The organism is Peristeroidobacter soli (assembly GCF_004138485.1).
GTDB classification, from domain to species: domain Bacteria; phylum Pseudomonadota; class Gammaproteobacteria; order Steroidobacterales; family Steroidobacteraceae; genus Steroidobacter; species Steroidobacter soli.
Genome location: NZ_ML142848.1, coordinates 974,774 through 989,508, shown reverse-complemented (window position 1 = coordinate 989,508; position 14,735 = coordinate 974,774). Strand labels below are relative to the sequence as shown.

13 protein-coding genes are annotated in these 14,735 nt (G+C 62.7%); 12 read left to right on the top strand and 1 reads right to left on the bottom strand.

Going from position 1 to position 14,735, the window contains the following annotated elements; all coding sequences use genetic code 11:
- Window positions 1-32: 32 nt before the first annotated feature.
- The 10 genes from EKO19_RS03970 (at window position 33) to EKO19_RS03925 (ending at window position 8,573) form a co-directional block, all read left to right on the top strand.
- The gene (locus tag EKO19_RS03970; RefSeq protein ID WP_129775094.1) at window positions 33-905 is read left to right on the top strand and encodes a MinD/ParA family ATP-binding protein; all 873 of its coding nucleotides are present in this window, start codon (window positions 33-35) and stop codon (window positions 903-905) included.
- Entirely contained in the window at window positions 902-1,651 is a 750-nt protein-coding gene (locus EKO19_RS03965) for an RNA polymerase sigma factor FliA (protein WP_129775093.1), read from the top strand. The genes EKO19_RS03970 and EKO19_RS03965 overlap by 4 nt, the downstream gene beginning before the upstream one ends.
- Window positions 1,652-1,680: 29 nt before the next feature.
- A complete protein-coding gene (locus EKO19_RS03960; protein WP_129775981.1) occupies window positions 1,681-2,055 on the top strand; it encodes a chemotaxis response regulator CheY in 375 nt (124 codons plus the stop codon).
- Between the two features lie 41 nt (window positions 2,056-2,096).
- Window positions 2,097-2,849, top strand: a complete 753-nt coding sequence (locus tag EKO19_RS03955) for a protein phosphatase CheZ (RefSeq protein ID WP_129775092.1) — start codon at window positions 2,097-2,099, stop codon at window positions 2,847-2,849.
- 94 nt (window positions 2,850-2,943) lie between these two features.
- A complete protein-coding gene (locus EKO19_RS03950) occupies window positions 2,944-3,684 on the top strand; it encodes a flagellar motor protein (RefSeq protein WP_129775091.1) in 741 nt (246 codons plus the stop codon).
- Between the two features lie 18 nt (window positions 3,685-3,702).
- Window positions 3,703-4,689: a flagellar motor protein MotD gene (gene motD / locus EKO19_RS03945; protein ID WP_129775090.1), complete on the top strand. Its 987-nt coding sequence runs from the start codon at window positions 3,703-3,705 to the stop codon at window positions 4,687-4,689.
- A 115-nt stretch (window positions 4,690-4,804) separates the two neighbouring features.
- A complete protein-coding gene (locus EKO19_RS03940) occupies window positions 4,805-6,085 on the top strand; it encodes an oligosaccharide flippase family protein (protein ID WP_129775089.1) in 1,281 nt (426 codons plus the stop codon).
- Window positions 6,082-6,906, top strand: coding sequence for a PIG-L deacetylase family protein (locus EKO19_RS03935; RefSeq protein WP_129775088.1), 825 nt, complete (start codon window positions 6,082-6,084; stop codon window positions 6,904-6,906). Before EKO19_RS03940 ends, EKO19_RS03935 begins: the two co-directional genes overlap by 4 nt.
- Before the next feature lie 19 nt (window positions 6,907-6,925).
- Complete coding sequence (locus tag EKO19_RS03930) at window positions 6,926-8,029, top strand: glycosyltransferase family 4 protein (RefSeq protein ID WP_129775087.1); 1,104 nt, start codon at window positions 6,926-6,928, stop codon at window positions 8,027-8,029.
- Window positions 8,030-8,060: 31 nt separating this feature from the next.
- Window positions 8,061-8,573 (top strand): GNAT family N-acetyltransferase, encoded by a 513-nt coding sequence (locus tag EKO19_RS03925; protein ID WP_129775086.1) that lies wholly within the window; start codon window positions 8,061-8,063, stop codon window positions 8,571-8,573.
- A gap of 3 nt (window positions 8,574-8,576) precedes the next feature.
- On the opposite strand, the gene EKO19_RS03920 is transcribed toward EKO19_RS03925, so the two are convergent.
- Window positions 8,577-11,135, bottom strand: a complete 2,559-nt coding sequence (locus EKO19_RS03920; RefSeq protein WP_129775085.1) for an HWE histidine kinase domain-containing protein — start codon at window positions 11,133-11,135, stop codon at window positions 8,577-8,579.
- Window positions 11,136-11,235: 100 nt separating this feature from the next.
- Between EKO19_RS03920 and EKO19_RS03915 the strand changes: the two genes are divergently transcribed.
- The gene (locus EKO19_RS03915) at window positions 11,236-11,967 is read left to right on the top strand and encodes a Crp/Fnr family transcriptional regulator (protein ID WP_129775084.1); all 732 of its coding nucleotides are present in this window, start codon (window positions 11,236-11,238) and stop codon (window positions 11,965-11,967) included.
- Between the two features lie 104 nt (window positions 11,968-12,071).
- On the top strand, window positions 12,072-14,642 hold the full coding sequence (locus EKO19_RS03910) for a serine/threonine-protein kinase (protein WP_175596947.1): 2,571 nt from the start codon (window positions 12,072-12,074) through the stop codon (window positions 14,640-14,642).
- Window positions 14,643-14,735: the final 93 nt, after the last annotated feature.

Below are 14,735 nucleotides of genomic sequence, written 5' to 3'. Positions count from 1 at the left end.
CCGTTCAATTTCTCATCTTTGACGAAGTATCTATGGAATCCATTCAATCGATCGGTCTGCAGCGAGCCGCGAATCCCGGGCCGGTGCAGGTGATTGCAGTCACCGGCGGCAAAGGTGGCGTGGGCAAGACCAGCGTTTCGGTGAATCTGGCCACGGCGCTGGCGAGCGCCGGCCGTCGCGTGATGTTGCTCGATGGCGATCTGGGCCTGGCCAACGTCGACGTGTTCCTCGGCTTGTCGCCGCGCTACACGATGGCCCACGTTTTGAACGGCGAGCGCACGCTGGAAGAAATCATCCTGGAATCGCCGCATGGCATTCAGGTGGTGCCTGGTGCCTCGGGTGTGGCCGAGCTGGCTAATCTTTCCGCCGCGGGTCATCTGAGTCTGGTGCAGGCGTTCAGTGCCATCAGCACGCGGCTCGACACGTTGATCGTCGATACCTCCGCGGGCATTGCTCATAGTGTGGTCCAGTTCACACAAGCGGCGCAGCACGTGCTGCTAGTTGTATGTGACGAACCGGCCTCGATGACCGACGCGTACGCGCTCGCCAAGGTGCTGAGCCGCAACCACGGTGTGAACAAGTTCCAAGTCGTAGCAAACATGGCCCGCGCGCCGGGCGAAGGGGCGGGGTTGTTCGAGAAGTTGCAGAAGGTCACCAGTCGTTTCCTGGATGTCACCCTGGAATACGTTGGGGAAATCCCTGAAGACCCTTATTTGCGCCGGGCGATTCGTGAACAGCGTCCCGTCGTGAGTGCGTTCCCCGCCAGCCCGGCCTCGCGTGCATTCAAGAAATTGGCGCTCAAGGCCGATAAGTGGCCTGTACCGGAGGGGCCGCGAGGCAACCTCGAGTTCTTCGTGGAGCGGCTGGTGCGCCGTCCCCAGGTCCGCCTGGAGGTGGTGAAATGAGCGGTTTGCGTGCTTATCAGGGCGCAACCACCGCGCCCAGCAAGACCGATGCGTTGGTCGTCCGTCATGCCGAACTGGTCAAGCGCATCGCCTATCACCTGGCGGGGCGCCTGCCGGCTTCGGTCGAAGTCTCCGATTTGATCCAGGCCGGCATGCTCGGCCTGCTGGAAGCTGCATCCAACTACACGGCGGATCGCGGCGCGAGTTTTGAAACGTATGCGGGTATCCGCATTCGTGGCGCGATGCTCGATGCGCTTCGCAAGCTGGACTGGGCGCCGCGCTCGGTTCATCGCAAGGCGCGCGCAGCGGCCGCGGCCGTGCGTGAGCTGGAGGCGGAGTTCGGTCGCGAAGCCCGCGATGTCGAGGTCGCCGAGAAGATGGGTGTGTCGCTCGATGAGTACCACCGCATCGCTCAGGACGCGGCGAGCTGCCGGGTCGCGAGTCTCGACGATTCGACCGGTGACGAGGAGTCGTTGCTGGGGCGCGTGGAGGACGAGGGCGCGGATCCGTTCCTCGATGCGACCGAAGACGGTTTTCGCTCGGCGCTGGCGGGCGCGATCAAGGAGCTGCCGGAGCGCGAGCGCCTGGTGATGTCGATGTACTACGACGACGAGCTGAATCTGAAAGAGATCGGCGCGGTGTTGAAGGTGACTGAATCGCGGGTTTGCCAGCTGCACGGACAGGCGCTGGTACGTTTGAAGGCTCGGCTGTCGGATTGGCGTGACCGCGTCGAGAGCCGGATCTGAGATAGGAGTGAGCTGAAGTGAGCAAAGACATGAAGTTCCTGGTGGTCGACGACTTCTCGACCATGCGGCGAATCATCAAGAATCTGTTGAACGATCTGGGTTACCAGAACGTGCAGGAGGCCGACGACGGTCAGACCGCGCTGCCCATCCTGCAGGCGGGCGGCATCGAATTCCTGGTCACCGACTGGAACATGCCCGGCATGCCCGGCCTGGACCTGTTGAAGGCCGTGCGTTCGGATCCGAAGCTGGCGAAGCTGCCGGTGTTGATGCTGACCGCGGAAGCCAAGCGTGAGCAGATCATCGAAGCGGCGCAGGCCGGCGTGAACGGCTACGTCATCAAACCTTTCACCGCGGTTACGCTCAAGGAAAAGATCGACAAGATCCTGGAGCAGCGCGCGGCCTGATCCCGCGCGCACGCCCACAAGCGAACATTGAGCTGACCATCATGACTTCAGGCATCGAAGCGCTACGCAAAGACTACGGATCGAGCATTGCCACGTTGGCCGGCGCGCTCGCCGCCGGCGACGAGCATTTGTTTCTTTCCGAGCTCGATCTGCTCGTGCACAAGCGCGAACGCACGCTGTTCTCCGAGCTGCGCAAGCTGACCGGCGATCTGCAATCCGCGCTGGATCGTTTCAGCGTCGACTCACGGCTGGTGGATCTGGCCGAAAAAGAAGTGCCGGATGCACGCGCACGCCTCGACCACGTGTTGAAGATGACCGACGAAGCCGCTCATCGCACCATGGACCTGGTGGAGCAGTGTGGTCCGCTGGCCGAGCGCACCTCGCGCAGCGCCGGCGACATCAACGAAATGTGGGCCAGGTTCCGCGCCCGCAAGATCGAGATCGAAGAATTCCGCGTGATGATCCAGAAGATGGACGCGTTTCTCGTGGCCTCGCGCGCCGATATGGATAAAGTGCGCGGCAATCTCACCGAGGTGCTGATGGCTCAGGGCTATCAGGACCTGTCGGGTCAGATCATTCGCGGCGTGATGAAGCTGGTCGCCGAGCTCGAGACCGCGCTGGTGGATCTGGTACGTCTGTCGCGCACGGGCCCGGGCGCGTTGCCGGTCGAGAAGCCCGCGCCCAGCGACGGCATGTCCCGCGGCTTCGGTCCGGCGGTGCCGGGTGTCGACAACGGCCCCTCGGCCAGCAGCCAGGATGACGTGGATTCGCTACTCGCCGGCCTGGGCATGTAACTCAGGAATGTAGTAGCTGCCAGCGGCGCCGACTGTTCAAGGGCGATCAGTCGGCTCGCAGCGACGACAGTTAGAAGGAAGACGCTCTCGCCCCATGGATATTCTTTCGCTCATCGGCCTGGTGCTCGCGGCCTGTGCGATCCTCATCGGCGCCGTGCTGAAGGGCGCCGGGATCCATTCGCTATTGTCGGGCGCGGCTTTCATGATCGTGATCGTCGGTACGATCGCCGCGATCTGTATTCAAACTCCGCTGCATGTGATGAAGCGGGCGCTGTCGATCCTGCCGTGGGTGTTCAGCCCGCCGGTGGTCGAGCGCGACACCATGATCAAGAAAATGGTGGAGTGGAGCAACACGGCTCGCAAGCAAGGCTTGCTGGGCCTCGAGTCGTTGATCGAGCGCGAGCGCGACGAGTTCGTGCGCAAGGGCTTGCAGCTGGTGGTCGACGGCAGCGAGCCGGAGATCATCCGCAGTGTCATGGAAGTGGACCTGCATACGCGTGAGCAGGCTGACACGCGCGCCGCCAAGGTGTTTGAAGGCATGGGCATCTATGCGCCGACGCTCGGCATCATCGGTGCCGTGCTCGGTTTGATGGCGGTGATGCAAAACCTCGCCGATCCGGCCAAGCTCGGCCACGGCATCGCGGCCGCGTTCGTTGCAACCATCTACGGCATCGGCTTCGCCAATCTGTTCTTCCTGCCGGTCGCGAGCAAGCTCAAGGTCTCGATCCAGGGCCTGAGCCAGACGCGCGAGATGGTGATCGAAGGCATGATCTCGATCGCGCAGGGCGAGAACCCGCGCAGCATCGAAGCCAAGCTGCAGGGCTATCTGCACTAAGCGAGCCCAACAAACATCATGGGCCGCCGTCACCAGCACGAAGAGCATGCCAACCACGAAGCGTGGGCCATTCCCTATGGCGACCTGGTGACGTTGCTGCTGGCGTTCTTCGTGGTGATGTACGCCATGTCCTCGGTCAACGAGGGCAAGTATCGAATTCTGTCCGACTCGCTCGTGGCCGCGTTCCGTGGCTCACCGCGTACGCTGCAACCGATTCAAGTCGGCGAGAAGAGCGTCGGCTCGGGCGCCGATATCAATATGACCATCGTGCAGCAGGCGATGCTGAGCGGGCAGCCGCGCAGCATGCTGGAGCCTTCGCCGTTGCAAGTTGCCGATCAGAGTCAGGGCACTCGCCACGCGGCGGACAATGCATACGAAGCCGAACATTCGGCCTCGGCGGTGGCGGAGCTGGAAAACGTCGCCGCCGAAGTCGAGAACGCGATGAGCGAGCTGATCCGCGATCAGATGATCGTGGTGCGCCGTCATGGCGTGTGGGTGGAGGTCGAGATCCGCACCGACATCCTGTTCCCGAGCGGCGTCGCGAAGCTGTCGCCGGAGGCGCAGAACATTCTGAATCAGCTGGCGCTGACCTTGAAGCCGTTCCCCAACGCGATTCGCGTCGAAGGCCACACCGACAACCGGCCGATCAAGTCCGCCGCGTTCACCTCGAACTGGGAGCTGTCGGCGGCGCGCGCGGCCAGCGTGGTTCACCTGTTCACCGACGCCGGCATGGATCCGCATCGTCTGGCGATCGTCGGCCTGGGCGAGTTTCGTCCCGCGTATCCCAACGACACCGAGCAGAATCGCAATCTGAATCGTCGCGTGCTGCTGGTGATTTTGAGCGGCAGCGGCAATCCCGAAGGCGAGTATGGACGCGAGCGGGGCCAGCCGGACGAGGCGCCACCGCAGCTGTCGCAGCCGCAGCCACCAGTCCAACCGCAACCCGAGCCTGCCGTGACCACCGCGCAGACCATCGAGCCACCTGCACCTCCGGCGGCCAGATAAACTTTCCGTAACAGCGCTTCTGGGAACCGCTGCCGACGCGGCGCGTTATCTGCCAGATCCGCGATTCGAATCCGCGGAATAACGGACAGGCGCTGCAGCGCCTTAAAGCGGGTCCATGACTGCACCTCCTCCCCCCTCGTCGACGGGGTACAACACCGGGCGCAATGCCTTTGCGCTGCTCGCCTGCCGGATTGGCGCGGACCTGCTCAATTTTCTGTTGTTTCTGGTCGTGTCCCGGCGGTTCGGTCCGGAGGGCATGGGCGAGTACGGCTACGGTTTCGCGCTGGCCGGCCTCGTTTACTACGCGGCAACGCTGGGCATCGATGAGTTCGGGGTGCGCGAGTATTCGCGCCTGCCGGTCGAGCGGCGCTCGGCGCTGATTTCGAATCTGCTCGGCTCGCAGGTCTGTATCGCTGTCGTCGTGATGCTGGTGCTCCTCGGCTACTTATTGATCACGCAGCCGAGAGCGACCACGCTGCTGATCATCGTCTCGATGACCATCTATCAGTTGGGCGCCGCGTTCTCGGCGACTTTGTTCGTGCCGGCCATGGCTCAGCAACAGATGTTGCCGCCGGCGTTCATCAATCTGCTCGGCAGGGGCTTCGCTTTTGTCATCACCGGTCTGCTGATCTGGGCGTTCGAGTGGTCGCTGCACGCCGCTTCGGTGGCGTTCGCCACCGGCGGTGTGTTGATGCTGGCGCTGGCGTTGCGCTCGGCGTCGTCGTTCGAGGCGCGTCTGCTGCCGAATTTCGACGCTCGGAATGTGCTGGAAGGGACGCGGCGGTTGTGGTCGTTCGCGGCAGTGGGGCTGCTGGGGCAGTTGTTGAATAGGATTGGCGTGATCGTGCTGTCGCTGCAATTGGGAGAAGCCGCTGCGGGTGTCTACGCCACTGGACTCAAGCTGGTGGAGGTGGCCTGTCTGCCGTTGGTCTTCATCGGCGTGGCCGTGTATCCACGGCTGTGCCTGGCGTTCGCGGATCCGGTGGGATTTCAAAGACTGGCACGTCAGGGGCTGATCATCGGCTCGGTGCTCGCGGTGGTGCTGGCGCTGGCCATGTATCTGCTGGTGCCGCCGTTGCTGGTGCCGGTGCTCGGCGAGCGCTTCGCGGGTTCTGAAACGATCATCGCGGCGATGGCCGCTATCGTATTTGCGCAAGGCCTGGAAATCGTGCTTGGTCGCCTGATGCTGGCCGCGAATCTGAATGTGGCGCGCGCGGTTCGAATTACGTTGGGCACGCTGGTCTGTGTGCTACTGACGGTTGGCTTTACACCTGTGTTTGGTATCGGCGCGACCATCGCCGCGCTGGTGGGTTCTTATCTGTTGGTGGACCTGCTCTATTTCGGCAATTTAGCCGGCGCGCTGCGTCGGCGCAGCTACGCTCCCGGTCTGACATGAAACAGTTGACCAAGGCCCTGCTGAAACGACTGAGTCGCGCGGCGCGACCTTATCTTCAATCGTCTGGACTGCTGCAGGTCTCGGGCGTCTACAACCATTCGGCCATGGTGTGGCAGCCCGGCGCGGAAAAGATCGTGGTCCTCGCGCCCCACATGGACGATGAAACGATTGGCTGCGGTGGAACGTTGGCTCTGCATGCACAACGGGGAGCGCAGATTACAGTGGTGTTTCTCACGGATGGGCGCAACGGCAGCAGTGAGGTAAACACGTTGTATGGCGAAGAGCGAGAGCGAAAGCAGCGGGAGCTCATCGAATTGCGGATCACTGAGGCACGGGCGGCGCTACAGCGGCTCGGCATCGGTCGCATGGTTTGCCTGGACGCGGAGGACGGCGCGCTCGACAAATGCGACCGGGCGGCGGAGCAGTTGCGCGACGTGCTGTTGAAACATCGGCCTGAGATCGTCTATCTGCCGTTCTATCTGGAAGAGCATCCGGATCACCGGGCCGCGAGTCGGGTGTTGCTCGATGCGGTTGCGGGCACGCCGCTGCAATTCCAGTGCATGGGCTATGAAGTGTGGACGCCGCTGTTCCCGAACTGCCTGGTGCGGATCGATAGCACCATCGACACCAAGAAACAGGCGTTGCAGGAGTACCGCAGCCAATTGCAACAATGCGATTACCTGCATGCCAGTATCGGCTTGAATGCACACCGCTCGGCGGGGCTGATGAATCCGCCGGGCTTCCAGGGTTACGCCGAAGCGTTTTATGCGACGTCATTGCCTCAGTATCGTGAGCAGTTCGCTGCTTATCGTCGGCATTGAGACACGATGAGTTGATGTCATGCGCTTAGGGATCATGTTGCGTCACTTCGATCAGCACGAGGGCGGGGTGAAGGTGTACACCCGCGAAGTGGTGCGCTCGCTGATCGAAATCAATCGCAAACATGAGATCGTGCTGCTGTTCCGGAATCGGCAGCGGCTCGGCACTTACAGCGGTCTCGACGGTGTACAGGAGGTGCTGCTGGAGGGCGGGCCGATTCTGTATTGGGATCAGATCAAGGTGCCGCGCGCGGTGGCTGAGCTCGGCATCGACGTGCTGTTCAATCCCAAGTATTCGATTCCGCTGCGCGCCAGGTGCAAGACGTCGTGGGTGTGTCATGGGCTCGACTGGTACGCGATGCCACAGGCATCGGCGTTCCTCGATCGGATGAGTCATCGCTATCTCGTGCCGCGCTACGCAGCCAAGGCCGACGCGTTGATCTCGGTGTCCGCCGTGACGACGGATCATTTGCAGAAGTATCTGCAGGTGCCGCGCGAGCGGATTCACACCATCTACTCCGGACTGAACCAGGGCTTTCGTACGCGACTGTCGCCGGAACAGCTGGCACAGGTCCGTCAGCGATTCTCGTTGCCGCCGCGTTTCCTGCTGTACTGTGGCGCGGTCTATCCACCGAAGAATTTCACGCGCTTGATTCAGGCCTACGCCAAGGTCGGTCCGGCGCAAGGCATCCCGCTGGTGATCGCCGGGGGCGGCAATCGCTATCTGTCCGCGCACGAGCTGGATGAGCCCAGGCGTCAGAATATTTCCGAATGGGTGAAGTGGCCGGGCTGGATCGAGAACCAGGATCTGCCGGCGTTCTATCAGATGGCCGAGGGGTTGCTGTTGCCGTCGTTGTACGAGTCGGTCGGTATGCCCATCATGGAAGCCATGGCGTGCAGTTGTCCGGTGCTCACTTCGGATCGCTTCGGCACCAAGGAGATTTCCGGGGATGCCGCGCTGCTGGTCGATCCGGAGTCGGTCGATGCGATCGCTGCGGGCATCGATCGCTTGCTCAACGACCGGCAGTTGCGCCAGGCCAATATCGCGGCGGGCCTGGTACGCGCCGAGCAGTTCTCCTGGACCCATACCGCCAGCGAATTGATGCAGGTTCTGGAAAGCCTGTAGCATCGTCTCATTGCAGTTGACGGGGGATGCCATGCGTGTTCTGGAAACTGACAGGCTGGTGCTGCGGCGGCTGACGCTCGACGACGCTGAATTCATTTTCAGGCTGGTCAACGAGCCGGCATGGCTGCGCTACATCGGCGATAAGCACGTGCGCAATCTGGACGATGCGCGCAACTATCTACGCACCGGGCCACTGGACATGTACGAGCGTTTCGGCTTCGGCATGTTTTGCGTCGAGTTGAAAAGTACCGGCGAGGCAGTCGGCTCGTGCGGTTTGCTGAAACGGGACACATTGCCGGACCCGGACATCGGCTATGCGTTCCTGCCGGAGCATTGGGGCAAGGGCTATGCGCTGGAAGCCGCGGCCGCTGTGCTCAAGTACGGCCATCGCGAGCATCGCCTGCCGCGCATCCTCGCGATCACTTCACCCGACAACGAGCGCTCGATCCAGGTGCTGCAGAAGTGCGGCATGCACTTCCAACGTTTCATCGAGATGGCGGAGAAGGATCAGGTGAAGCTGTTCGCGCTGGAGTTCGCGGGCTGAGGCTCAACGTCGCCGGCCGAGCACGGCGGCAAGACTCTGATGCGTGAAGGGCTTGCGGATGCGAGGCACCTGCGCGAGCTCGTCGGGGAAGGACTCATTCTCGCCGTAGCCGGTCATGAACGCGAACGGCACGCCGAGCACCAGCAACCGGTTCGCGATCTCGAAACTGGTTTCGATGCCCAGATTCACATCCAGCACCGCGAATTCCGGCGTGCGTTCGTCGATCATTTCCAGTGCGGCGTTGACGCTGCTCGCCGTGCGGACTTCACCAGCGCCGGCCCTGCGCAGCGCGTCTTCGGCATCGAGCGCGATGATGAAGTTGTCTTCGACCAGCAGGATGTCCGTGGGCATGAGCATGTCTTCGGGCGCGACCGGCGGCGCTGTCTCGGGTTGTGCCGAGGTCTTGTCGATGCGTCGCACGTAGTCGCCGGGAATCAGGAAACAGGCGTGCACGCCCGCCAGCTCGAAATCGACCTGCGCCTGACCCTTCAGATCGAAGGGAATGGTGCGTTCGATCACGGCGCTGCCGAAGCCGCGACGGCTCGGCGCCTGTACCGGCGGGCCGCCACGCTCGCGCCAGTCGATGATGAAGTTGTTTGAATCGTCCAGCCGCGTTTCGATAGTGACCGTGCCGCGCCGGTCGGTCAGTGCGCCGTACTTGGCCGAATTCGTGATGAGCTCGTGCATCACCAGCGCCACGGCGTTGAATGCCTGCGGTAGCAGGCGAGCGTCGGGGCCAACGAGTTGCACTCGTTTGGCGCCGCCGTTCAAGTAAGCGGCGGCTTCCGATTCCACCATTGCGCTGAACAGCGCGGGCCCCCATTGGTCCGCGGTGATCAGATCGTGCGCGCGAGCCAATGCCTGAATTCGAGATCCCACCACATCCATGAATTGCACGGACGTGAGATTGGGATCGCGGCTTTGATTGATCAGGCCGCGGATCAGGCTCAGGATGTTTCGTACGCGATGATTCAGCTCGGCGATCAGCAGATCCTGTCTCTGCATCGCGCGGCGCCGTTCTTCCTCGGTTTGATCGGACAGGCGCAGGATCACTTCGAGCAGGCTGACGCGCAGACCGTTGGCGATGCGCCGATCCACCTGCGACCACGGCACCGATTGACCGGTGACCGTCTCGCGCCACAGCTCGAAGCTCTTGCGAGGTGTCAGCCGGTCGCCGAGCGGGCCCGCGGTGACCGACTTGTTTGGATTGCCGGCCCAGTTCACCGTGCGTGCCACTTCGCGCCGGAAGAAGACCAGATAATCGCGCGGCAGTCTGGACAGCGGCATCACCAGCATGCCGGCGGCGCGTTCCTGAAACTTGACCGCCTGCGGATAGACCGCGCGAATTTCGTTGGTGGCGTAGTTCTCCGCGGAGGCGAGTGAGGTGCGCAGGTGTTGGATCAATCCAGCGAACTGCTGCGGCTCCGGCGTCATGCCGTGCAATGTGACCTGGCTGCCGAGCGACAGGCCGATGCCGTCGCAGGTCAGCTGGTCGGCGATGTCGTCCAGGTGTCGGGTGATGCTTTGGGCGCGGTTCTCTTCGCCCACCATGTCCTGTACCAATCTATCGTGCAGCTCGCGGGCGCGATTTTCATAACCGCTCTCGGCCTCGCGCTCGCGGTTCTCCATCAGCAGCGAGAACATCTGTCCGAACAGCTCGGCAGCGGTGCGCCGCTCGAAGCTGACGTGCAGCGGAGCATAGTGATGGCAGGCGAACAGTCCCCACAACCGTCCTTCTCTGAGAATCGACACCGACATGGAGGCGCGCACGCCCATGTTCCGCAGATATTCGATATGGATGGGCGACACGCTGCGTAACACGCTCTGCGACAGATCGAGCGGCTTGCCGCTGGCATCGAGGGTCGGCTCGATGGGCGAGGGCAACGCCTCGATGTCGGGGATGATTCGCAGCCAGTTGCGCTCGTACAGCACTCGCGCCTGGCGGGGGATATCGCTGGCCGGATAGTGCAGGCCGAGGAACGAGTCGACGCCGGCGTGGGCCGATTCGGCGATGACCTCGCCGGAGTCGTCATGGGCGAAGCGATACACCATCACCCGATCGAAGCCGGTCAACGCCCGCAGCTCCCGGGCAGCGACGCGACTCAACGTGCGCGGATCTCGCATGCTCTGCACGCGATTCATCATGCCTCGAACCAGCGCGCTCGCATTTACCGAGCTGTCGGCGACACTGGGCTCGCATTCGATCAGCACCGTGCCGTCCAGTGTGTGCACGGCCACGTCGAAGCGGCGGTTCGAGTCGTCGATATGAATGCCGAACAGCCGGGCGGCGGTGCCGGTCATGTTCACGATGTGCAGCTGATTGCGCAGCGTATGGATGGCCTCGGCATGCATGAAATTGAGCAGCGAACGGCCGAGCATCTCGGCCGGTGCAACTTTCAGCCAGTCAGCGACGTTGCTGGATACGCGCTGCACGAACCAATCGGGCGTCGAGACGGCCAGCAAGAATCCGAACGGTTGAATGGCGCCGAGCAGATGAATGGGCTCACGGTCGCAATTGGTGAGGTCAACGCGGGGGCCGATCGATGAGCCGGGACTGGTCATGGCTCGATTCTAAGAGTGTTCAGGCACGAAGTGCATGGCGTGCAGCTGCGTACAAAATTGTACAGTTCTTTCTGACAACGAAGGGTAGGGGAAGGGGGTCATGACGGCGTACCAACGACCGGACAATCATCTGTTGCGGCTGCTGAGCGAGCCGGATTTCGCCTTGTTTCAACGGCACACCGACTGGTTCGGCGCGCATGCCAATCAAGTGCTGTACAGCCCGGGCGATTCGATGGGCACCGTTTATTTTCCCTGTGGCCCGAGCGTCGCATCATTCCGGGTGGTCACCGAGGAAGGGCAAGAGATCGAGACCGTCCTGGTCGGCAAGGAGGGGGCGGTCGGCGGCATCGTCAGTCATGGCGACGTGCCGGCGTTCACTCGTATCGTGGTGCAGTTCGGCGGACCGTTCCTGCGCATGCGTCTGGAAGACCTGCAGGCGGTCCAGCAGCAATCGCGATACGCCGCGCATCTGTTCGCCCGCTACGCCGACTGCCTGCTGGCGCAGATCTTTCAGTCCACCGCCTGCAACGCCGCTCATTCCATCGAACAGCGGCTGGCGAAATGGATCATCGACGCGATGGACCGGCGCGACGACCGGGACCTGCCGTTGACTCATGCACAGCTGGCCGCGATGGTGGGCATCGGAAGAAACTATGCCAGCCGGCTGCTACAGGTGTTTCGTCAACACGGTCTGATCCAGACCCGTCGCGGCGGCTTGCGAATCACCGATCAGGCCGGGCTCGAACGGCGCGCCTGTCGCTGTCACAACGCGGTCAAACAGCACTTCGAACGGGTGATGTTAGGGGTCTACCCGCTGACGCTGGGCCGATAACGTAAAGAAATCCGGCGCTGTCGATTTTTTAAGGGTGCGCTGCGCAAGGGGACGCGGAACTCATGCAGAATAGCGGTCAAAAGAAAAGCCCGCTTTCGAGCTGCATGTCGACCGAACCCATCTTTCCCAAGCTCCGCATCGGATCGCGCCTGGGGCCGTACCGCCTCATCGAGTTGATCGGCCGGGGCGGCATGGGCGAGGTGTATCAGGCCGAGCGCGCCGACGATCACTACCAATCGCGCGTGGCCATCAAGCTGGTGCGCGTCGATCACGATGCCTCCCGGGTCGCCTGGCGGTTCCGTTCCGAGCGCCAGATCCTCGCTCAGCTCGAGCATCCCAATATCGCGCGTCTGATCGACGGGGGTGCAACCGACGAGGGCGTGCCCTATCTGGTGATGGAGCTGATCGCCGGTCAGCCCATCGACGTGTATTGCGAAGAGCGGCAGCTCAGCGTCGAGCAGCGGGTGCGGCTGTTCCTGCAGGTCTGCGCGGCGGTCAGCTTCGCTCACCAGCGCCTGGTGGTGCATCGGGACTTGAAGCCCGGCAACATCCTGGTGACGGCCGAAGGCACCGTGAAGCTGTTGGACTTCGGCATCGCCAAGCTGCTCGAAACCGAGCCCGCCACGACGGCCTCGGACATGACGGCGACTCAAGTGCGCGTGATGACGCTGGAGTACGCGAGCCCGGAACAGGTGCGCGGCGATCCCATCACCACCGCCAGCGATGTTTATTCGCTGGGTGTGGTGCTGTATCGGCTGTTGACGGGTCGCAGTCCGTATCGCGAAGACAATGCCGCCGAGCGGGCGGTCGAGATTCTCAGCGACTCCGCACCGAGCAAGCCGAGCACGGCTGTCAATGAAACCCGCGTGCGGCAGGCAGCGGGCGAGACAGCACCGCAGACGCAGTTCGCCCGCAAACGAGTGCGACGCGCGTTACAGGGCGATCTCGATAACGTGCTGTTGATGGCTTTGCGCAAAGAGCCGGAGCGGCGCTACGCCAGCGTCGGTCAGTTCTCTGAAGACTTGCGCAACTATCTCGATGGCATGCCGGTGCGGGCACGCGGCGATTCGCTGGGATACCGCGCCAGCAAGTTCATGAGTCGTCACAAATATGCGGTGACGGCAGCGTTGCTGGCGACGCTCGCGCTGGTTGCCGGCATCGTGACTACCACATGGCAGGCGCGCATCGCGGCCGAGCAGACGCTGATCGCTCAGGAGGAAGTCAGAAAGACGCGCGCTGTGCAGTCGTTCATGACCGCCCTGTTCGAAAAGAACACGCGTTTGCAGCCCGACGCGCTCAAGGCCCGCAACATGCCTGTGCACGAGCTGCTGGTGGCGGCGGGTGACAAAGTCCTGCACGAGTTCAAGGACACGCCGGCGGTGCGCATGGAAGTCATGAACACCGTCGCGCGGCTGCTGCTCGATATCAACGAGTTCGAGCGGGCCAGTGCGTTGTCGCGCGAGTCGGTGAAGATCGCGCGCGAGCTGCATCTCACCAATAGCGACGCCTACGTCGATGCTTTGATCGGCGTCGCCTATTCAGGCCGGTTGCTCGGTCGGGGCGAGGAGGCGGGCGAGAGTCGTGACGAGGCTTTGCGAGTGCTCGATGCCCGCAACGATCACACCTCGCTGCTGCGAGCTCGCGCGCTCGGCACGACGATCGCGCAGTTCTCCACCGATCCCATGCGGGAGATCCGGCTCATGTCCGCGGCGGTGGATCTGTTCAAGACGCGGTATCCCAACGATCCCGGCCACTTCAACTCGGTGTATGCGCTCGGTCAGTTGCACCGGACGCAGGGCGACATGCACACGGCCGTCGAGTATTTCCAGGCCGCCATCGATGTGTTTCAACGATCGGGCCTGCAGGCCTACAGCGATCTGGGCGCGAGCTACGCGTGGGCGGCGTTTTGTGAGATGCAGCTGGGCTGGGTCGACGATGCCTTGCGCGACTACGAGAAAGGCATCGGGCTGTTGCGTCAGCATGCCGGCGACGTTTCCATCTACACGCGCATTCATCTGGGTCTGTACGGTCAGGCGCTGCATCAGGCGGGCAGGATCAAACAGGCGCACGAGTACTTCGACATGGTGCTGACGCCTGAGCATGTCGCGAATCCGACCGCGGTCGAGTTCGATACTGCCGTGTACAAGGCGCATGGGCTGCTGGAGGAAGGGCATGCCGATCAGGCGCTGGCCGTTCTCGAGCCGTATCGGAAACAGTGGCTGGAGTTCGGCAAACGCTTCGTTCCCAACGGCGTTCAATATCTGGCCGTGCGTGCCCGCGCGCTGGCGTCGCAGGGAAAGGTCGCGGCCGCCAAAGCCGAATTGACCCATGTACCCGAATTGCCGCCGTTCTATGGCGTGCCTGCGCAGAAGGCGGATTCCTATCTCGCCGCTCTCATCGACGTGGCGCTCGCCGAAAACGATTTGCCCACGGCGCGTGGGGCGTTGGCTCAGCATGGCGCGCTCGAGGTGCCTGAAGAATTCGATCTGGATTACTTGCAACTGGCGTCGGACAGCGCGCGTCTGAAGCTGCGCATGGGTGACAGTCAGGGGGCCGTCGAGTTGATCGACGCCGCGCTGGCTCATATGGAGAAGCACGCGGGCCAGTCGAACTTTGCCTTCATGCGTCGGGAACTTCAGCAAGTCCGTGAGGCGGCCGGCCGGGCCAGCGAATAGGCAGCGTCCTCGATGGCGCCACGCCGGCCCGGGATGAGGTCGGGCGGCTGGACGCTTGCGAGGCCGTTTACCCCAGAACGTTAACCGGTTCGC